Below are 20832 nucleotides of genomic sequence, written 5' to 3' on the forward strand. Positions count from 1 at the left end.
ACTGTTATTTTATGAAAAAGACAGAGCAACAACTGATGACAAGTAAATGGCTTCTGGTTGTACAGGAATATGAAGCCGTCAAGCAAAAAAGGAGTAAACATTTTAGCACCGTAGAAGAGATCTGTGATGTTTTCAAGGTTCATCGAAAAGACATAAGTAAATACTATGAGCGCTGGTCAAGGAGCGGCAAGTCCGAAGAAAGCCTTCTTCCATTGAAGCGTGGCCCCAGGCAGGGCCAAATGAAGATACTGAGCAAGGACGATGAAAGGACGATCATAAACATCAGGCGAAGGTTACAGGCCAACGAGTTCGAGATATTCCATATGATCGAAGGGAAACTGGAGACCCACCCCTCGGTATCCACGATATGCCGTACACTCAAGGGATACCCATTGAATGAAAAGCGAAAAGTTGCAGTCAAGCGCTATGTCAAGCGTTATCCCGGGGAGATGCTGCATGCGGATACCTACCGAATAGCAAAAACACTTACCGTGGACAGAAAGGGATACATGCTGCTGGGCGTGATAGATGACCATACACGGCTGTGCCATGTTGAACTGATAGAACGACAGACCGCTGCGAAGGTAACCAAGGCATATTTTAAATGCCATAAGTGGATGCAGGCACATGGGATAGAGCCAGAACAGGTGATGACCGATAACGGGGTTGAATTTACGGCATATACCTCCCAGAAAGCAAGGGAGACCCATTTTTTCGAAACAATGCTCAAAATCATCAATGTGAAACATATCTATACCAAGCCATACCGCCCCCAGACAAACGGAAAGATAGAGCGGTTCTGGAGGATATTATATGAGGAATGCATCCTATGTCAGACCAGAACACTAACAAAAGAAGAACTTTTGGAAGAACTGGAAGGTTTTATGTGGAGATACAACTATGAAAGAAGACACTCCGCCTTGGGATACGGAACTCCATTAAACGCCTTAAAAAAAATCGCAAATTTGTTACCTGAATTGTGAAGTAATACACTGCCGGTCAGGCAGGGAAAAGGTAAGATGGATCGCGAAACTGTCTAAATACTTTATACTAACTACTATATACTTTATATGCTTCAACTCAATTTCCCTTCCTTCCCAACCCTAGAAACCGAAAGGTTAATTCTTCGCTCTCACGCCATTTCTGATGCTGAAACTTTATTCGCCTTGCGAAATAACGATGATGTGATGAAATTTATCCATAGAGAAAGACAAAAAACAGTTGCAGAGGTAGAAGACTTTATCTCAAGCTTTAATGAAGGCTGTAAACAAGGTCGACATTTGGCTTGGGTAATTGCATTAAAAGAAAACCCAAATCAAATGATTGGCTCCATAGGTTATTGGAGAACAAATTTGGCAAATTATAGGGCTGAAATAGGCTATATGCTTCATCCAGATTACTGGAGAAAAGGAATTATATCCGAAGCTTTAATTAAAACCATTGATTTTGGATTTAATGATATGAAATTGCATTCAATTCAAGCGAATATCGACCCGGGAAATGATGCTTCCCGACAAATTTTAATAAAACACGGCTTTGTTAAGGAAGCCCATTTTAAGGAAGATTTTTATTTTCAAGGCAAGTTTTTAGACAGTGAGATTTATTCTCTAATTAACGGGTAGTAAATTGTCTTGATACTTGATACTCAGATCCTGATACTATTATGTTAAAAGCAGCAATACCAATTCTAGCATCCTTAAACACGGCAGAAACAGTTAAGTTTTATACTGAGAAACTTGGTTTTACCTTTCATTCAGATTGGGATGGCTACCTAATTTTTAGTAGAGATGAAATTAACATCCATTTCTGGACAACCGATAATCCAGAATTTCCTAAAAATACAGGTTGTTATATGAATGTAACAGAGGTAGTTAAACTATATGCTGAGTATGAATCACAAGGTGTAATTCATCCCAATGGACAATTAAAAGATATGCCTTGGGAAATGCGACAATTTTCTATATTGGATAATAACGGAAATATCATACATTTTGGAGAGGATATCTCGCCTGAAGAGGAATAAAAGAATACGAATTTAGACTAATAAAGAACATAATTCTGTGTCACAAAATATTTAGTGAGCGTAATCAAAACAAACTTTAAAATTACGATGTAATAGTTATATTTGCGCTTGGTAATTTTTGAATAAACAATGAGAGAGATCCAATTTAGAGAAGCACTACGCGAAGCATTAAGCGAAGAAATGCGTAAAAACGAGAACATTTATTTAATGGGCGAAGAAGTTGCGCAATACAATGGTGCATACAAGGTTAGTCAGGGTATGTTAGACGAGTTTGGCGACAAACGCGTTATCGACACGCCAATTGCCGAGCTTGGTTTTGCAGGTATTAGCGCTGGTGCAGCAATGAACGGTCTAATTCCAATTGTAGAATTCATGACTTTCAATTTTTCATTGGTTGCGATTGATCAAATTATCAACGGAGCTGCGAAAATTTTATCAATGAGCGGTGGTCAATTCTCTTGCCCAATCGTTTTCCGTGGCCCAACAGGTAACGCTGGTCAATTAGGTGCGCAGCACTCTCAAAATTTCGAGAACTGGTATGCGAACTGTCCAGGATTAAAAGTTGTAATTCCATCAACTCCATATAACGCAAAAGGTTTATTGAAAGCAGCTATCAACGATCCAGATCCAGTTATTTTCATGGAGTCTGAGGTAATGTATGGCGATAAAGGTGAAGTTCCTGAAGGAGAATACACTTTAGAAATCGGCAAAGCACAAGTTGTTAAAGAAGGTACAGATGTAACCATCGTAACTTTCGGTAAAATGTTAACTCGTGTTGTTAATCCAGCTGCCGAAGAATTAGCAAAAGAAGGAATCAACGCAGAAGTTATCGATTTATTAACTGTTCGCCCTATTGATTATGCAACGGTTATCAACTCTGTTAAGAAAACTAACCGTTTGGTAATTGTGGAAGAAGCATGGCCATTGGCTTCAATTTCTTCTGAAATTACTTTTAACGTTCAGAAAAATGCATTCGATCATTTAGATGCACCAATCTTACGTGTTACTTGTGCAGATGTTCCACTTCCATACGCTCCAACTTTAATTGCTGCTAGTTTACCAAACGCAGAAAAAGTTGTTAAAGCCGTTAAAGAAGTAATGTACGTTAACAAATAAATTGCAATCAACCTATAAGGTTTCAAAAACCTTATAGGTTTTCTATACAAATCCCCTAAGGTTTATTTCTTAGGGGATTTTTTATGTAATATATTATCTTAGCTTAACTATGAAGGCATTGTTAATTATAGATATGCAAATAGGCAGCTTTAAGCCTTATACTTTACGACATGATACTTTCGGCATCATCGAGAGAATAAATAATTTATCAAGCTTTTTTAGAAAGAATAATGATAAAGTTATTTTTATTCAGCATGATGGAAGTGCGGAAAATTGTTTCCTTCCAAACACAGAAGATTGGAGGATACTACCTGAATTGACCACAGGAAAAGCCGATTTGATGGTTTCGAAACCTGCAAATGATGCGTTTTATAATACATCATTACAAACAATTCTTGCAAAGTATAATATAAATGAGCTATTTATAACCGGATGCGCAACAGATTTCTGTGTTGACGCAACAGTAAAGTCTGGACTTAATAAGGAGTATAGCTTAACCATAATTGAGGATGCTCATACTACCGCCGACAGGCCATTTTTATCAGCCAGTATTGCCATTAAGCATTACAATTGGATGTGGGCTGATATGACGGCTACCAGGTTTAAAATTAGAGTGATAAAAACGAATGAACTGATAGGTATAAATGTCAAATCTTAAATATCCCGCTCAAACATATGTCTGATAAAGAAGAATTGTATTGTATCCCTTCCCGCTACCGTAAAACGGAAAACTTGCACATTGTGTTTTGGCTCGTCAAAGATTTATGTTGGGTGATGCTCTGGAAACCTTTGGGTTTGATCATGATTATCCCGACCCTAGGAGCAGCGCTTTTAATTACCTGGCAAACCCGGGCTATAAAAAGTGAATTGCTCCATAATGTTGCAGTGGTGTTTTGGATTACAGCAAATGCCTATTGGATGTTGTCTGAGTTTTATTCTACAGATGATAGTCTTAGATATTATGCGGTCATTCCTTTTTCGTTAGGGATAATTACGATTGGCTATTATTATTTGGGCTTGTTTTCAAAAAAAGTAAGATAGCTGAATAGTAAGCTTTCGCATATTATATACCTTTGGCGCACTAAAAAACCAAACCATGAAAAATTACATCTATCTCATTCTTGCCCTTTTTATTTCTTCCCCAACTTTTGCTCAAAAACCAGCAAATAAACAAGCAACGACCAAAACTACTCCAAAAACCAAATTTTTTATCGACGAGAAAGAGGCCGATATCCTTGTCGCAAAATTGATAGATCCTGATAACTATGCTTCGGTTGATGTAGCTGGGATTTCACCAGCCGATATGACACAGGGGGCGATGCCTAAGAAGCCAACATCACTTAATATGTCTACAAAACCTGGAGCTAAATTTATAACCCTAGCTCAATTTTTTGAGCGTTATAAAGTGCCAACGGCTTATCAGCAAATGATTAAAGTAAATGGCGAACTGCTAACCATAAGAGATAACTTTTTAGCCAATGAAAGTAGAGTTGCCAAAGTAGAATTGAGTAAAGGTGCTTTGGACGATGCTTTTATAAACATTATTACAAAGTAGATAAAAAAGCATTCGTTATCTTCGATTTAAATTACTTGATATGCCCGAAAAAACTTTCGATGAAGAACCTAGATTATATAATAAGTTAACCATCGTTATATTTTCTATTTTACTATCAACATTTTTTGGAGGAATAATTTATTCTCAAAATTTAATTGAAACTGGGCAAAAAAAGCATGTAACTTCTGTACTTCTATTCTGTATTGTATGGAATGTTATAGCTTTTAAATTAGCTCATAAGTACACAGACAATTTTTTGTTGACCTTTGTTTTACCAAATTTTATTGGAAGTCTTCTACTAATTAAGCCCTTTTGGGAACATCATTTTAAAGATTTCAACTCATTTAAATCGCGAAATGTTTGGATGCCGCTTATTGTTGTTTTAATAATTTCTGTAGTTTTATTCGTGTTGAAGTTTTATTACAGTTAATGCTTTATAGCTGAAAAGAGATTTGGTAAAGGAAAATTAGCGTCTTTTCGGTGTTGGTAGTCCCGCTTTCCATTACAATCGGGTTTAGGGAACAAAGGTTATTACGCCTATAAACTTTTCCATTGTAAATCTCAAAAATATGTCACTTATTTTGAAATTTGTTGCTCTTTTCGACAAGTAATACAAGAGGAGTTTCAGATAGTAAAAAAGTAAATTTATTACCATCTCGCTTAATGAACATTTCCATTAGTATTGGTTTGCCCATATTTCTGTCTCTCCATTCCTGAATGATAATAGATTTTGTTTTTGGATTATATTTCCAATGACCATTTTTAATTCTCATATCCGCATCGTCACAATCAAATGAAAAGTGTTTATCTACTTTAAATTCAAATTGCGCTTTTAAAAAGGATTTACTAAGTACTTTAGCCGCAGTGATTAATTCGTTTGAGGTTCCTATGGATAGCAGCTGAACATCATTCACTTTCCAGCTGCCAACTAAATCATTTTCTATTGCTTCTTGTGACATTGCAGGAACTGCTAGAAATAATAAGAATAAAACTTGAGAAAATATTTGTTTCATATGATGCAATTTATTGAATTGCTTGCTTAAATAAAATTAATATCTAGGAACTTGACATCGCTCGCATTTGTTAACTCCCACATCATCCGCGTTACAAATGCGGATGAATTAGCTTAGAGATTGTATGGCTATTCTACACATTACAAATGTGCTGCTCGGTTATCCTCCTTACAAACGAAGACAAGAACCTAATTAATCTGTGAAATCCCCTAAATCTGTGAAATCATCTTCTTAAATTAGCTCCCTCTAAAAAAAATATGGATACACATTTTCAAAGCATTGCAAACGCATTAAACATCTCTATTAAACAAGTTAGTGCAACGTTAGCCTTATTAGATGAAGGTGCAACAGTACCTTTTATTTCTCGTTATCGTAAAGAAGCAACTGGAAGTTTAGATGAGGTACAGGTTGCCGCAATTAGAGACTTAGCACAACAACTACGTGAACTTGACAAACGTCGTGAGGCCATCTTAAAATCACTTACAGAGCTTGAAAAATTAACACCAACCTTAGCGAAACAAATTAATGATGCGAAAACCATTACAGCTTTAGAAGACATTTATTTGCCTTATAAACCTAAACGTAAAACCAGAGCTTCGGTAGCTAAAGAAAAAGGATTAGAGCCCTTAGCATTACGTATTCTATCTCAAAGTAGGATAGACCCAGAGCAAGAAGCTACGGTTTATATCAATGATAAAAAAGGAGTTGCCAATCAAGAAGAAGCACTAGCAGGAGCAAGAGATATTATAGCAGAACTAATCAGTGAAAATACCGAAGCCAGAACTAAAATGCGTAATCATTTTGTGCGAAAGGCAACCTATAAAACGGTTTTGGTTAAAGGAAAAGAGGAAGCTGGAATTAAATATAAAGACTATTTCGAATGGGAAGAAAGTGCTAAGTCAGCTCCTTCACATCGTGTATTAGCAATGTTGCGGGGCGAACAAGAAGGGTTTTTAAAATTAAATGTACTCCCTCCAGATGAGCCGGCAATAGAGTTATTAGAAAACCAATTCATTACAGCTAGAAATGCTTGTGCCGATCAAGTTCAATCGGCAATAACAGATGGTTACAAAAGATTGCTTCGCCCTGCGATGGAAACAGAATTGAGAGCCACCATTAAACAGAAAGCGGATGAAGAAGCCATTAAAGTTTTTGCCGAAAATGCTCGGCAGTTATTGTTAGCTGCGCCAATGGGACAAAAAAATGTATTGGCCATTGACCCAGGTTTTAGAACAGGCTGTAAAGTTGTTTGCTTAGATAAGCAAGGTCAATTACTCGTTAACACTACAATTTATCCTCATACTGGACAAGGCAACTTAAAAGATGCAGCTTGGCAATTAACTCAGCTTTGCGAAAAACACGAAGTTGAAGCCATCGCCATTGGTAATGGTACCGCAGGAAGAGAAACAGAAACCTTTGTTCGGGGCTTAAAAATTCATGATGTTGTAGTGGTTATGGTTAATGAAAGTGGTGCATCAATATATTCGGCATCGTCCTTGGCAAGAGAAGAGTTTCCAACACAAGATATTACTGTTCGTGGTGCGGTTTCTATTGGTCGTAGGTTAATGGACCCACTAGCAGAACTGGTAAAAATTGACCCAAAATCTATTGGCGTTGGGCAATATCAACATGATGTTGACCAAAATAAGTTGCAGCAAAGTTTAGATGATACTGTAATGAGTTGCGTAAATGCAGTTGGTGTAGAGTTAAATACTGCATCCAAACAAGTATTGGCTTATGTTTCTGGTTTGGGAGACACCTTGGCACAGAACATCGTAAATTATCGCAATACAAATGGCGCATTCAAGAATAGAGAAAGCCTAAAAAAAGTTCCTCGTTTAGGCGATAAAGCCTTTGAGCAAGCTGCGGGTTTTTTGCGTATCCGCGATGCAAAACAAGTGTTAGATAGAAGCGGAGTTCACCCTGAGCGATATGCGCTAGTTAACCAAATGGCGAAGGATTTAGGTTGTACGGTTGATGACTTAATTAAGGATGTTAACCTGCAAAAACAAATTAACTTGCAACGTTATGTGAGTGCGGAAGTTGGCTTGCCAACCTTAACAGATATTGTAAAAGAATTGGCCAAACCTGGTCGCGATCCACGTGAGCAATTTGAGGCGTTCAGCTTTGCTGAAGGTGTAAACTCAATGGATGATTTAAGAAAAGGAATGAAATTATCTGGCATTGTAACCAATATTACCAATTTTGGAGCTTTTGTAGATATAGGCGTTCATCAAGATGGTTTGGTTCATACTAGTCAATTAGCCAATCGTTATGTAGCCAATCCGAATGATATAGTAAAAGTTAGCCAAGTTGTAGAGGTAACAGTCGTCGATGTTGATGTAGCAAGGAAAAGAATTTCATTATCGATGAAGACCGAAGAGAGTCCGAGAGACAGGAAGTTGGAAAGGCCGAAAGTTGAGGAGACAAAGATTAAAGAGCAAGCAATAAAAAGCTTTACTCAAAAACCTCAACAACAATCAAAAAAGGAAGCAGATGGCGATTTACAAGAAAAACTAGCGAAGCTGAAAGGAATGTTTAAGTAATTGATACAATTAAACACATTTACAAGAGGACTTGTGATTGGCAAGTTTATGCCCATACATAATGGACATATTGCGCTGATAAAATATGCAAAATCATATTGTGACGAATTAATTGTGTCTATGAGTTATACATTTAATGATACCATTGATTCGAAGTTGCGCTATAATTGGATAAGGGAAATCTTTAAAGATGAACCAAGGATCAAAGTTGAACTCATTTTAGATGATTTTGACGTAGAGGAACTGGCTTTGCCCGAACGGACAAAGATTTGGGCTAACAAGATGAAAAAGGTTTATCCACCTGTTGATGTGGTAATAAGCTCTGAAGATTATGGAGTTCCTTTTGCTGAGAATCTAGGTGCTGAGTGTTTAATTTTTAATCAGGAAAGAAATGTTTTTCCGGTTTCTGCTACGCTAATAAGAAATAACCCATTTAAATATTGGGATTTTATTCCAGCAGTTGTAAGGCCTTACTTTGTTAAAAAAATCTGTTTATATGGGCCAGAAAGTACTGGTAAATCTACAATGGCAGAAAAAATGGCAAAGCTTTATAATACTGAATTTGTTCCAGAAGTTGCCAGGGAGTTAATAGTAAATAATGATTTAACTGAAGATGATTTTTTAAGAATTGCAGTTGCACAAACTCAAAGGGTAATTGAGAAAACAAAAACAGCTAACAAGCTTTTATTTTGCGATACAGATGTAATTACTACCCAGATTTATGCTAAACATTATTTGGGTTATCAACTTTCAGAATTGTTAGAATTCGAAAAATTAATTAGCTATGACCAATATTTTTTATTGAATACAGATGTAGCTTGGGTGGCAGATAATTTAAGAGATTTAGGTGATAGGAGAGAAGAAATGTATACCTTGTTTGAGCAAGAATTATTAAAAAGGAATATTAATTACATATCTATTGAGGGTAATTATGAGCAACGAGAAAGTATCATCAAATCTTTTATAGATGAGTTGATTAAATAATTCATAATTCGATACCAGGAACACAAAAGAAATTAATTACTTCTTAGCTATAATTTCTCGGTATTTTTTAGATAAAGAATTGGCAATTCTTTTGCCAAGTAATAAATTGGCTGCTTTGCCCAGAAAGCTATATTCATTATGAAGCCATGATGCAGCAAAATGGTGTATGCAATAAGTATTCGCAGTAATTGTCGTTTTTAGGGTCATCCAACTTTTAGGATAGAAATAATCACTTGGATAGATGGTGCAATAATTAGGTATTTTTTGCAAAGTATTGTCGTTTACCAAGCTCTTTTTTTCTTTCATAATGGCAGTAATTGTTTCCGTGATAGGATTGATATTTAATCCGCCATCAGCCAGATAAAAGCTTATGCCATTGTAATAATTTAATAAGTCATTAATCCATTCTCCATTTTTTACACTCCCCATTATTCCAGCAGACACTAATCTATCTTCAAAACCAGTAAAAGCCACATCATTTAGCATTTCATCATCTAAAGGTTTAATAAATTCTATATCGGTATCCATATAAATACCGCCCTTATTTTTGAGCACATAGAGGCGGCAAACATCAGCAACAAATGCAAATTTGTTTTCTTTATAAGCTTCTTCAGCATATTGGTAACTATTTACATCAAAATTATCCTCATTCCAAAGGATAATTTCGTATTCAGGAAGGTATTTTTTCCATGAAGCGATACATTTTAAAGTTAAGTCGGGCATTTCTCCTCGTCCAAACCAGCAGTAATGAATAACCTTGGGGATCATCAGTTATTTGTTTTTTCAGTTATTGAATAGATTTATTATTAGTTTTCAAATCTTCCTATACTTTGCAGCCCAATAATTTGCACCTCTTTTACCTAAAAAGAAATTAGCCATCTTGCCAAGGAAACTATGCTCGGCATTACCAACCCATGACCCTGCAAAATGATGTATACAATAAGTATTAGCGGTCGTTTTAATTTTTAAGGTTTTCCAACTTTTTGGACAGAAATAATCGCTAGGATAAATGGTACAATAATCTTCAAGTTTTTGGAATGTATTGTTGATGGGTACACCCTTCTTATTTTTCATGAAATCAGTAATGATCTCCGTATTTGGGTTTACATCGAAACTGCCATCTGGTAAATAGAAGCTACGATTATGGTAATGTGGTAACAGTTCATTTATCCATTTCCCATCTTTTTCACTACCCATTATTGCCGATGAGAATAGGAGGTTATCTTCAAATCCGGTAAAAGCTTTGTTGCTTAAAATTTCATTGTCAAAAGGTCTTAAAAACTCCACATCAGTATCCATGTAAATCCCACCCATTTTTTTGAGTGCGTACAAACGGCAAGCATCGGATACGAATGCAAACTTACGCTCCTTATAAGCTTCAGCGGTAAACTGAAACATATTCACATCAAAGTTGTCTTCGTTCCATTCCATTATTTCATATTCTGGAAGGTATTTTCTCCAGGACTGTAGGCACTTTAGTGCCAGCTCGGGCATAGTGCCTCTGCCAAACCAACAATAATGGATGATTTTAGGTATCATAAACTTTCTTTTTAGTCAATTTTTTATAGGAATCAATCAATGTTGCCCTGTCAAACTTAATGAATGCAGTTACGATTAGTAAAACAACACCAATTATAAAGCTATTGATCAGGAAGGTTAACCATGATTCAACGGCAATTAAGTTCCATTCTCTCCAGCCATATGTAATTGCAATTAATAATAGAAAACCACCAAGTCCCTTTATAATTTTGATGAAGAAATACCACCTACTTTCCTGTAAACAATGAGCAGCATACAGAGGTGTAAATGTGAGATGGCTAAATACCCCGCTTATTAATGCAGCAACTGGAATTGAATATACACCAAGTGAGCTGTATAGGCACAATAAGATAACAAGCACAAAGTTAAAGATGGAGATAAATATCCCCCAAAAAGAGGCTATTTTAAGCTTGTTGGTGATCACGAAAATGTGATATACTGTTTCGACCGTGCCGTGAACAATAAATGGAACCAGTGTAATAACAGAAAGGATATGGAGTGCAACTGCATCCTGCGTTGGAAGCCACAACCTAAAAAAATCTTCACCATACACAAAAAAAACTGACAAGGGGACTAAGACTACAACAAAAATAGCTTTAAATGAAAGATCTAGATTTTTCTTCAATTTGACCATGTCATTTTGTGCATATGCTTTTAGCATTTCTGGCAGAAATATAGGTACGATAATACCTAATAAGATATAGATTGCATTCGGAATAAATTTGGTTAGCGATAAAAATCCCATTCCAGAAGCACCAAAGAAATGATTGGCAATAAGTAAATCTAGTTGGGTATTAATTACATTAGACATTGCCATTATCGAATTCCAAATGCCAGACCCTATAATAAGGGTAAGCGCACCTTTGGAGAAAAAAGACCAATCAATATGTATTTCTGGCAACAGTTTTTTGGTAAGCCTATAATTCGCAATAAAAGTATATATCGAAATAACGGCTGTAGACAACCCTAAGAAATAGATTTTTGGTGTAAAAAAATAGAACAAAATAACAATTATACCCAGTTTTAATGCATTAGAAATAATATTGATGTAGGCGAGTTTATCAAATCGATTAACGGCAAATGCGGTTACAGAAAATACTGCTGAGGACACACTGATGATAAGGCTGATAAAAATAAAAATAAATAACAGCTGCACATCGTGAAAAAGATTTACGGGAATATCGAGGATGCTATTTATGAAAAAGCAAAAAATGCCACTTATAATAATAAAGCCTAGTGAAATAATCAAATTACCAAATAGCACCGAGTTAAAATATACATTAACCTCTTTAATATCATTCTTTTCCAAACTTATGGTAATGTATCGGCTCGACATTGAGTTTAGCGCTGTTGTGATGATTCCGGCATACATCAAAAAGTTATTGGATAGCGGGAAGAAACCATAGGCTTCTTTGCCTAGATGTGCCACAATATAGGGCGTTAAAAAGAAAGAAATTCCAACTCCAGAGAGTGCGCTAAAGAAATTGGAAACTAAATTTACTATAAAACGTCTTCTATCCATACTTATCAATAGGGAGTAATGATAATGCTAAAGTTATTGTTTTATTTGGGTTTATTTAAATCATCAATACTGATTATTTATTCTTATTTTGGTAATACTTAAATAATTTGAAGAGACTAAACAAAAGTTAGCTTGAAACCACTTGTATCTATCATTACGCCTTGTTACAATTCTGCAGATTTCATTGTAGAAACCATCAATTCTGTCATATCACAAACCTATGAAAATTGGGAAATGATCATTGTTGATGATAATTCTTCCGATAATTCCCGAGAGTTGGTAGAAGAACTTATAAAGGAAAACCACAAAATTCAGTTGATTTCTCTCAAAGAAAACGGGAGGGTTTCTAATGCAAGAAATGTTGGTTTAGCAGCGGCAAAAGGAAAGTATATTGCTTTTTTGGATAGTGATGATATTTGGTTAAAAGACAAGTTATCATTACAAGTTTCCATAATGGAAGAAAAATCGCTTGTCCTCACTTTTGGAGCTTATAAGAGAATAGATGAAGCAGGCGAGATTATATCAATAACCATAATACCTCCAACTACAGTAAATTATAAACAGTTACTTGGTCACAATGTGATTATTTTCTCAAGTTCAATGGTGCTGAAAAGTGCCCTTGATGGTATTGTTCTAAAAAATGTAGGGCATGAAGATTGGGTATTTTGGCTCGATTTAATGAAGAAGAATATTATTGGGTACGGAATTAAAGAAGAATTGATTTATTACCGAATTAGAAAAGGATCTGTCTCATCTAATAAATTAAAGGTAATTGGCTATACTTGGAAAATTCTAAGAGAAAGTGAGAAGTTAGGCTTTATCGAGTCGGTATACCATTTTACAAAGTATGCCTTTGCAACTGTTTGGAAACGGTTGAGATAAAAGCTACTTTATTTTAAATCCAAGTATTTTGCTGCTTTTTGTATGCGTATAATTCCAAAGTAATCCTTTAAAAGCCCATTTTGCTAGATGTGAATTCTTACCAACCAACAATGCCAGTATTGTCTTTGGCATAGCTAAAAAAGTATAATAAAGAACAAAAAGTATAGTGTTAAGCCAGCTTGTATTTTTTCTGATGAACAACATCCGATTGCGAGTCATAAAGTACGTTTTTATGGCACTTTCTTTTCCAACACTAATAGATTCCTTGTGATATACATAGGTGTTCCCAGTAAACCAAATTTGCTTACCTATGCTTTTAAATTTCTCGCACCAATCTAGCTCTTCATAATATAAGAAATAGGATTCGTCCATTAGGCCCGCTTTTAATAAATCTGTTTTACGGCACATCATTGCTGCACCGTGGCAGAAGCCAGTTTCGTAGGTTTGATTGTCGTATTGTCCAGTGTTTTTTTCAAAACTGCCTATATTTTCATTTCTAGCAGTTACATAATTCATAGAGGTATAGCCAGCATATTGGATCAGATCTTTTTGATCGTAATAAAGCAAAAGGGGTGATAAAAGTCCAATTTTGTCATTTGCTTCCATTTCAGCAATCATTGCTTCTATACAACCAGCGGGGATTTCTGTGTCATTATTTAACAAGAAAATATAATCTCCTTTTGCTTGTTTTAAGCCTAAATTATTGCCCCCAGCAAACCCTAAATTTTCTTTCGACTGGATGTACTTGATATTATTAAAATGGGGATGGAAAATAAGCTCTTGATTTTTATCGGCTCCATTATCCACAATAAGAACTTCAACATTCTTGGCTGTATAAGACTTGCTGATTGATTTTAGCAAGGCTATGGTTACCTCAGTTTGATGAAAATTAACGGTGATGATTGAAGTTAAAGCCATTTGTTATCAAAAATAATTTATACAGATTCCCATACTTTTATTTCAAAATTATACTTTTTAACCATCTTGGCTGGATTTCCTACATACACGCAAAAAGGTTGGACATCTTTAGTAACTACGCTACCAGCACCTACTATTGAATGCTTGCCTATGGTAACTCCAGCTGTGATCACAACATTAGCGCCAATCCAAACATCATCACAAATTACAATTAACTTAGCATTGAAATGTTGTAACAATGGCGGTAGGCTCACGTCTTCAAAATTGTGGTTTAAGCCAGATATAACCACATTTTGTGCAATCATTACATTGTTTCCAATATTTACAGGCCCAATAATCACATTGCTAACACCAATGATGGTATTATTGCCAATTGTTATATCTCCTACACCATTGTTTATGGTGCAAAAATCTTCTATGGTAGCATGGTCACCTAAGCTAAAACCATTAAATGGGATCACATCAATACGGGTCCGATTTCGAATAATACTACCTCGCCCTTTTTTATGAATAAAAGGATTTACAAACCACTTAACCCATAATCTTGGGCGATATTCATTAGATGGAATAAGCATCCAATGAGCTAGTTTTTTGAAACCAGGCTTAGATTTTATCCAGTTCGATATGCTCTGCGACATGATCTATTGCTTTATAAATTTCTTCTGCATTTTTCTCCCAAGTATGTGTGTTCGCAAATGTGATACGGTCGTTAGCTAAATCTATATTGTTTTCAGCTAAAGCTTTTTCTGCTAACTGTACATAATCTTCTTTTGTTTCTGCAATGTAAATGTAATCTTTAAAAATGCTAATAGCTTCAGTTTTTGTTGCTAAAGTCGGCTTACCCATTGCTAAATATTCATCTATTTTACGTGGGTAGTTACCAATCGTTAAAGGGTTAACACCTTGTGGGTTCAAACAAATATCAAAACCCTTAATGTATGCTGGTAAGGTTTCTGGTTTTTTAGCACCCAGGAAGTGTACGTTTTTTAATTGATGAAGTCTGCTCCTTTTGAAGTCCTCATCTTCTGGCCCAACTAGAACTATATTCCAATTTGGTTTTGTTTCTGCAAGATGAATTAAAATATTTTCGTCAAGGCGGATACTTAGCAATGCACCAACATAACCCAATATTGGCTTTTGAATATTGTGTAAATCTTCTGGAACTTTAATGCTATCATCATTCTTAAACATTTCGAAATCACAGCCCTGCCCCACATAAAATGAATTTGGATTATACTGTTTACAATAGTTAGCCAAATAGACAGAATTGGCTACACACAAATCGCTCTTTTCTATTAACTCGGGCTCAATAGTTTTGCCATGACGAGCCCAGTATGGTGTAGCAATGATGTAATCTCTAGAATAGTAAATGCTAATGCTGGGACTTAAAAGTTCTTTTAGGTGGTAACTTTTAAAAACATCATTATCATTAAAAAGAATAAAGTTTTTAAAATCTAGTTTATCAATTGCTGCTTTAATGCTTTTGGCAAACCTTTTATTGTTGATTTTATTGATTACTCTAAATATAGAAGTGAATTTAATCCAATTAATAGATTCTACAATTACATCTGGATAATAGACCCAAAAATTGGGAGCTATTTCCTGCAGTCCATCTTCTTGTCCGTCAATAATCCGTTTCCGTTTTTTAATTCCATTATCATGGCGCTGTTGATAAGCAGTTCTACGATCCAACGGTGCATTTACATATAAAACTCGATTGTTTTTACTGAATTCAACTGCTAAATCTTTGCAATTGCTGCCAATTGATGTATCCCATGGTTGTTGGCCTACAATAATTATGTCTCTGTTTTTTAACATTGCATTTAACTATAACTTAATCTTTTTGTTATGCGCATTTAAGCCCTTGATAAAACCAAGGATACCGAAAATTAAAGCTGAAATGGCAAGTAATTCTAGTGGCATAATTAGTTCTTATTTTTTTCAATGGATTTATTGCTATGTGGCGTTACCATAAAAGATTTTTTGGCCTTGCCAATGCTAAATAGTGCTATGACCATTCCAAGCATTGCCCTAGGTATTTGTAATAGGGCTACATAAAGTCGTCTGTCGGAATAAAACCTTCTTGGTACTGAAATTAATAGTGTTAAGCAAAGGCTGATAAATAGAGCTGCCCAAAATGCTTTGAAAGGACCAAATGGGTTAAAGAAAGATTGAATTACCATTAAGAATAACAAGCCCAATAAAAGGATTCGTGGTACTAAAAAGGTTTGTAAACTTTTATTGAAAAACTCAATATTTCCTTTAAATAACTGAGCAAAGCCTTCAAAAGCATACTTTTTCAAAAACTCTATTTGAGATGCAATCCACCTTGTTCTCTGTTTGGTAAATACTGCTGCATTTTCTACCTTTTCATCATACACATATACATCATTTAAATAGGCTATGTTAACTTTGTCATTAGCAATCATAAAATCTAGCTGTTTATCTTCTCCAACAGTTTCCCCTATATTATTCAATAAACTAAGTAGATATGTATAATCAAAAGCCATACCCGAGCCAATTAATGCAGCAGACAAGCCAACAACAGCCTGGCCTTTGCGATAAATATGATTGTTAACCTCTTCGTTACAAGCATCTAGAAAAGCAAAGTTACTATCTATGTTTTTTGCGGTTCTGTGTGTTTGAACTATTTTATTTCCTTGCTCAAATGAACTATTTATGTAATGTAAACAATCGTCGCTCATTACATTATCAACATCCAAAATCATTGCGATATCGAAAGCGTTATCTTTAAGTTGGCTCATTGCAAACTGTAAAGCTTTCCCTTTGGTACTTTTTTCAAAGAATACTTCTATTAGGCTTGCGCCCATACTTCTTAAAACAGCATTGGTTTCAGGCAACAAACCATCGGCAATAACAATAACTTCAAATAAACCATTGTATTGATGCTTTAATGCTGATTTTACACTTTCAATAATTACCACATTTTCTTGATAGGTTGGAAAGAGAACTGCTATTTTTTTATAGTTAGTTGCAGTCTTCTGTGATTTAGGAAGCGAAAACAATCCAGCGATTGCGAAGAATGCCAAATAAAGGCAATTGAGGAGTAGATAAATACCCAAAATCCAGAACAAGATGTTTATGATGCTATAAATTATTTCCATCGGCTTTAATTTGTTTTGACTGATTATCTAACCACGGTGCAATAAATACAAATGACCATGACATAAACATAATTGCTGAGGATGGCATGGCATTCATCACTTCATTTCCATAGCTGCAAATAAAACAGCCTACCGTTCCTGATGTTAGTGCAATCGCTTTTACTCGGAGCTTGGGGTCTTTAAGTTTCCAAACTATTCCACTGCATTTACCTATAATATAACAAGTAAAGCCCATCCAAATCATTACACCAACTATGCCATACATCACCCAAACTTTAACCCAATAACTGTCTGGTTGTATATTGGCAATCGGTTTATCGGCATTGTATGTAATTCCATTCATTCCACTCATCCCTAGTCCAGCACCAAATGGTAAATCTTTTAATATGTAGGCTAACTTTTTTTGATTGTCTAGTCTAACATTTAGCGAAGCATCTTTGGGATCTAAGGCACTGCGGAAACGGCGAATTTGGAAAATTTCATCTCCAAAGGTGGTATATTTTAATACTGCAAATCCAGCAAAGGCAAAGGCTATCCCCACAATTAGTACCTTAAAGTTTTTGCTTAGGAAAAGCGCATATGCTATACCAGACGCCAATGCAAACAACGCACCCCTTGTTCCAGATATTGCCATTCCATAAAGAAGAAATAAGGCAATTAACCCAAAAATCATTTTTTTAACCAGACTGAAGGGGCCAAGGGCTAAGGTTAATGCAATTACAGCAATTATTGCCTGTGAAGCTCCAAACTGACCGGCGTCTGAATACATAGAGAATACACGGAGCTTGCCATCTAAAATATGAGTAACGTCATTACCCGAATTTAACCATTGTTGCTCGCCACTAGAAACACCAATGTATAGTTGTTTCATGCCATATAAGGTTGCAACACATGAGAAAAACAAGATAAATGTAATAAAGCGATTCAAATCGACCATTTTATTAAACATCAGAAATACCAATGGTGCTATAAGTAGCCAACTTAAAGCGGTAAATCTGAGCTCGTTAAACCAGCCCGTTAAACTAGCTCCGCTAGGATTAAGTATTTGTACGAAACTAATGGCAAACCAAATTACCGAGAACCAAACATGCTCATTTCGTAAATTATGCCAATTGAATTTGTTCATGTTTACTAAAATGCTACACCAAGTAAGCAGTAGTATGGCATCCATGGCAAGACCTACTGGGATATTTAAAAAAGACTTCACTAAAAAGCCTAAAATAAAACAGTAGCCAAAGTATATCCAAAAGGCTAATCTAGGGTTATTAAACAAAGCCACTAAAAATGTACCAAATCCAGCGGCTGCAATCACAGCCATAGGCCCTAAGAAACCAAACTTATAAGTAGAACTGGCTACTAGAATAGAAAGGCTCATCGATATCAAAAAGAATATTACTTCTTTTTTATTATCGATAATATATGTGTTTAACTTTTTAAGCATGTTGTTTGCTTATTATTGTTTAACACCATTTATTAGCCAGCCAGCAAACTTAGCATCGTCGTTTAAAGATTTCACCTGATCTTTGTCCTTATCGCTGATGGAATTACCAGCCATAAAAGTTGCCATGTATTTATCTGTGAACAAGATCCACTCGTTTACATCTGATATTTTGTTTATTGCATCTAGCTGTATAATGATTAAATCGAATTCGCTTTTAAATGCATCGAAAGTTTGAGCAATACTTGCCTTATCCTTATTTTCAAGTAATGACTGGCCTTCCAGTTCCCTGCTTAGAAAAGTAATATGATCTCTTTTTTGAATAATTGAGCCATTTAATATATCCTTAAATCTTTGGTTTGTTGTAATATTCAACTTTTCAGCTTCAGCTGCTAATTCTTCATCTCCAATTAATAAAATTTTCTTTTCTAATGATGCGAAAGCATACGCTAAGCTCACTACTGAAAATAAGCCAAATTTTTCTGGATCTAGCCTTGTTACTCCCACAATTTTTAAATTTTCTGTAGCAAGTAACTTATTAATATCAAAACGTAGGGAGCGTAATAGATTCTTATATAAGAGATGATCTTTTTGGTTGTATACGTTTTTCCAAATTAAATCAATGTCTCTATCCTTAGGCTTGATGTAGTTTAATTCACCTATAATTTTTTGATTGGTTAGCGCTTTTAATTGTTTCTGATTGTTAATGGAATTATCTAAAGCATGAATAACAAACAACACACAAAAACAGATTGCAAAACTTGCAATTCCGCTTAGCGCCATATATAAGGCTTTTTTTGAACCCTCTGGAGTGCTTGGAACCCCTTCTTCTGCTAATTGTAAACGTAATCCTATATTTTTATCAAGGTTAGTTTGGTTATAACGATTTAAAATTTCGAGATATTCTTTAGTCGCCACATCTGCATTACGTTCAAGATTTTGTACGCCTGCATCAAAAGGAACCATCGAATTAAACTTTGCATTGAGTTTTGCTAATTCCCTGTTCATATCTTCGATGCCTGCACCTGTTTTGTCCAAATCAATGCTAATGGCAATACGGCGTTGGATTAAAGTTTGTTTTGCAACCATGGGGTCGCTTACATAATTATCATTTGCTCTTGCCAATTGATCGTTAAGTAGTTGTCGCAAAGAATCTACTTTCTTTTTGTCTGTTTGGTTATAGCCTCCATCAAGATATGTATTTTCCGCTGCTTGAACTTTGTTCTTTAAACTAATAATAGATTGATTATCTACAGACACATCGGCACCTAAATACCTTTCTTTATACCTACTGTTTAAATTGTAGTTTACATTTTTTAATGCAGCCAATAAAGCCTCTTTTTCAACTAGCGCCAGATTTTTTCTATTCTCAATATCTATGATTTGCTGGTAAACGATTTGCGACTGTTTATCAAGATTTAGTATCCCATTTTGAATTCTATAATCTTTTAATTCCTTAATCCTTGCATTCATTATAGCTTCTTTTTTTTGCAAAAGAGAATCCAATACAAGTATTGACGAATTTTTATTGCTAATTAAATCTAAGCTATAGTTGTTGATAAAATCGTGCGAAAGTGTGTTAACCACAAAAACAGAAAGAAGAGTGTTTTCTGAAGTAAATTCTACAGTAATAAAGTCGCTGTTTTGCTCGTGACTAATGCCTAATTTTTTACTCAGTGCTGGTGCATCATAACTCATCGACTTAACAAGATTATAGAATTTAACCTTATAATTATCAAAAGGAGTTAATACCTGTTTTTTTTCCAGTCGCTCTTCAAATGCTTTAATCGCTTCTAGTCTTTGAGTTTCGCTTAAGGCCTTTAAATCATTGCTTAGCGGCTTAAATGGCTTTTTTGGGTTTTTAAGATCATGTAATATTAAGCGATAAGAAAGAATACTCATGTTTTTGGGCATTGTCATGATGTCCATTATATTCGTAAACTGTTGATTAATTTTGATTAGAAGATCTGGTCCTGAATAAGAAGGTACATCAGGGGCAACCTGCCTAGATGGATCTAATAGGCCTGTCGATAGTTTTGCTTGCGATTTGTATTCTTTTGGAAGGTTTTTAACAAAGAAAAAGGTTACAATAAGCGTAATTATAGGAATAGCGATAATAAGCCACCTATACTTGGAAATTAGATTTAAAAATTCTTTAATATTCATAATGC

21 protein-coding genes are annotated in these 20832 nt (G+C 35.1%); 11 read left to right on the forward strand and 10 right to left on the reverse strand.

The features are described 5' to 3' along the window. The first annotated feature begins 11 nt into the window (after nt 1-11). The 8 genes from EZ428_RS03975 to EZ428_RS04010 all read left to right on the forward strand — a co-directional run bounded on the left by EZ428_RS03975 (nt 12) and on the right by EZ428_RS04010 (nt 5124). Nucleotides 12-983, forward strand: coding sequence for an integrase core domain-containing protein (locus EZ428_RS03975; RefSeq protein WP_131551806.1), 972 nt, complete (start codon nt 12-14; stop codon nt 981-983). Nucleotides 984-1070: 87 nt separating this feature from the next. Beyond that, nucleotides 1071-1622, forward strand: a complete 552-nt coding sequence (locus EZ428_RS03980; RefSeq protein ID WP_131551807.1) for a GNAT family N-acetyltransferase — start codon at nt 1071-1073, stop codon at nt 1620-1622. A 41-nt stretch (nt 1623-1663) separates the two neighbouring features. Beyond that, on the forward strand, nt 1664-2023 hold the full coding sequence (locus EZ428_RS03985; RefSeq protein WP_131551808.1) for a bleomycin resistance protein: 360 nt from the start codon (nt 1664-1666) through the stop codon (nt 2021-2023). 129 nt (nt 2024-2152) lie between these two features. Beyond that, on the forward strand, nt 2153-3139 hold the full coding sequence (locus EZ428_RS03990; protein WP_131551809.1) for a pyruvate dehydrogenase complex E1 component subunit beta: 987 nt from the start codon (nt 2153-2155) through the stop codon (nt 3137-3139). Nucleotides 3140-3248: 109 nt separating this feature from the next. Further along, complete coding sequence (locus EZ428_RS03995) at nt 3249-3797, forward strand: cysteine hydrolase family protein (RefSeq protein WP_131551810.1); 549 nt, start codon at nt 3249-3251, stop codon at nt 3795-3797. 17 nt (nt 3798-3814) lie between these two features. Then, the gene (locus EZ428_RS04000; protein ID WP_131551811.1) at nt 3815-4180 is read left to right on the forward strand and encodes a hypothetical protein; all 366 of its coding nucleotides are present in this window, start codon (nt 3815-3817) and stop codon (nt 4178-4180) included. Nucleotides 4181-4235: 55 nt separating this feature from the next. Beyond that, nucleotides 4236-4694: a hypothetical protein gene (locus EZ428_RS04005; protein ID WP_131551812.1), complete on the forward strand. Its 459-nt coding sequence runs from the start codon at nt 4236-4238 to the stop codon at nt 4692-4694. Between the two features lie 40 nt (nt 4695-4734). Further along, nucleotides 4735-5124, forward strand: a complete 390-nt coding sequence (locus EZ428_RS04010; protein WP_131551813.1) for a hypothetical protein — start codon at nt 4735-4737, stop codon at nt 5122-5124. Nucleotides 5125-5266: 142 nt separating this feature from the next. Here the strand turns inward: EZ428_RS04010 and EZ428_RS04015 are convergent, their stop codons facing one another. Continuing rightward, complete coding sequence (locus tag EZ428_RS04015; RefSeq protein WP_131551814.1) at nt 5267-5707, reverse strand: hypothetical protein; 441 nt, start codon at nt 5705-5707, stop codon at nt 5267-5269. Between the two features lie 257 nt (nt 5708-5964). Here EZ428_RS04015 and EZ428_RS04020 point away from each other — a divergent pair, with 257 nt between their 5' ends. Beyond that, nucleotides 5965-8253 carry a Tex family protein gene (locus tag EZ428_RS04020; RefSeq protein ID WP_131551815.1) on the forward strand — a complete coding sequence of 763 codons (2289 nt, stop codon included), beginning with the start codon at nt 5965-5967 and terminating at the stop codon, nt 8251-8253. Between the two features lie 33 nt (nt 8254-8286). Continuing rightward, on the forward strand, nt 8287-9237 hold the full coding sequence (locus EZ428_RS04025; RefSeq protein WP_225871014.1) for an AAA family ATPase: 951 nt from the start codon (nt 8287-8289) through the stop codon (nt 9235-9237). Between the two features lie 36 nt (nt 9238-9273). Here EZ428_RS04025 and EZ428_RS04030 read toward each other — a convergent pair whose 3' ends face one another. Genes EZ428_RS04030 through EZ428_RS04040 form a run of 3 tightly spaced genes read right to left on the reverse strand, consistent with a single transcriptional unit; the run spans nt 9274 to nt 12298 of the window. Further along, entirely contained in the window at nt 9274-10005 is a 732-nt protein-coding gene (locus EZ428_RS04030; protein ID WP_131551816.1) for a glycosyltransferase family 32 protein, read from the reverse strand. A 45-nt stretch (nt 10006-10050) separates the two neighbouring features. Continuing rightward, entirely contained in the window at nt 10051-10776 is a 726-nt protein-coding gene (locus EZ428_RS04035) for a glycosyltransferase family 32 protein (protein WP_131551817.1), read from the reverse strand. Continuing rightward, a complete protein-coding gene (locus EZ428_RS04040; RefSeq protein ID WP_131551818.1) occupies nt 10766-12298 on the reverse strand; it encodes a lipopolysaccharide biosynthesis protein in 1533 nt (510 codons plus the stop codon). The genes EZ428_RS04035 and EZ428_RS04040 overlap by 11 nt, the downstream gene beginning before the upstream one ends. 132 nt (nt 12299-12430) lie before the next feature. On the opposite strand from EZ428_RS04040, the gene EZ428_RS04045 reads away from it, so the two are divergent. Next, complete coding sequence (locus EZ428_RS04045) at nt 12431-13180, forward strand: glycosyltransferase family 2 protein (RefSeq protein ID WP_131551819.1); 750 nt, start codon at nt 12431-12433, stop codon at nt 13178-13180. 3 nt (nt 13181-13183) lie between these two features. Here the strand turns inward: EZ428_RS04045 and EZ428_RS04050 are convergent, their stop codons facing one another. The 6 genes from EZ428_RS04050 to EZ428_RS04075 form a co-directional block, all read right to left on the reverse strand. After that, on the reverse strand, nt 13184-14098 hold the full coding sequence (locus EZ428_RS04050) for a glycosyltransferase family 2 protein (RefSeq protein ID WP_131551820.1): 915 nt from the start codon (nt 14096-14098) through the stop codon (nt 13184-13186). Nucleotides 14099-14115: 17 nt separating this feature from the next. Further along, a complete protein-coding gene (locus EZ428_RS04055) occupies nt 14116-14736 on the reverse strand; it encodes an acyltransferase (RefSeq protein WP_131551821.1) in 621 nt (206 codons plus the stop codon). Beyond that, entirely contained in the window at nt 14702-15916 is a 1215-nt protein-coding gene (locus EZ428_RS04060; protein ID WP_131551822.1) for a glycosyltransferase, read from the reverse strand. The genes EZ428_RS04055 and EZ428_RS04060 overlap by 35 nt, the downstream gene beginning before the upstream one ends. 107 nt (nt 15917-16023) lie before the next feature. Then, the gene (locus EZ428_RS04065; protein ID WP_131551823.1) at nt 16024-17223 is read right to left on the reverse strand and encodes a glycosyltransferase; all 1200 of its coding nucleotides are present in this window, start codon (nt 17221-17223) and stop codon (nt 16024-16026) included. Next, nucleotides 17207-18664, reverse strand: coding sequence for an O-antigen ligase family protein (locus EZ428_RS04070; RefSeq protein ID WP_131551824.1), 1458 nt, complete (start codon nt 18662-18664; stop codon nt 17207-17209). Before EZ428_RS04070 ends, EZ428_RS04065 begins: the two co-directional genes overlap by 17 nt. A 12-nt stretch (nt 18665-18676) precedes the next feature. Continuing rightward, nucleotides 18677-20827 (reverse strand): GumC domain-containing protein, encoded by a 2151-nt coding sequence (locus tag EZ428_RS04075; protein WP_131551825.1) that lies wholly within the window; start codon nt 20825-20827, stop codon nt 18677-18679. Between the last annotated feature and the right edge of the window lie 5 nt (nt 20828-20832).

Source organism: Pedobacter frigiditerrae, assembly GCF_004331645.1.
Lineage (GTDB): Bacteria > Bacteroidota > Bacteroidia > Sphingobacteriales > Sphingobacteriaceae > Pedobacter > Pedobacter frigiditerrae.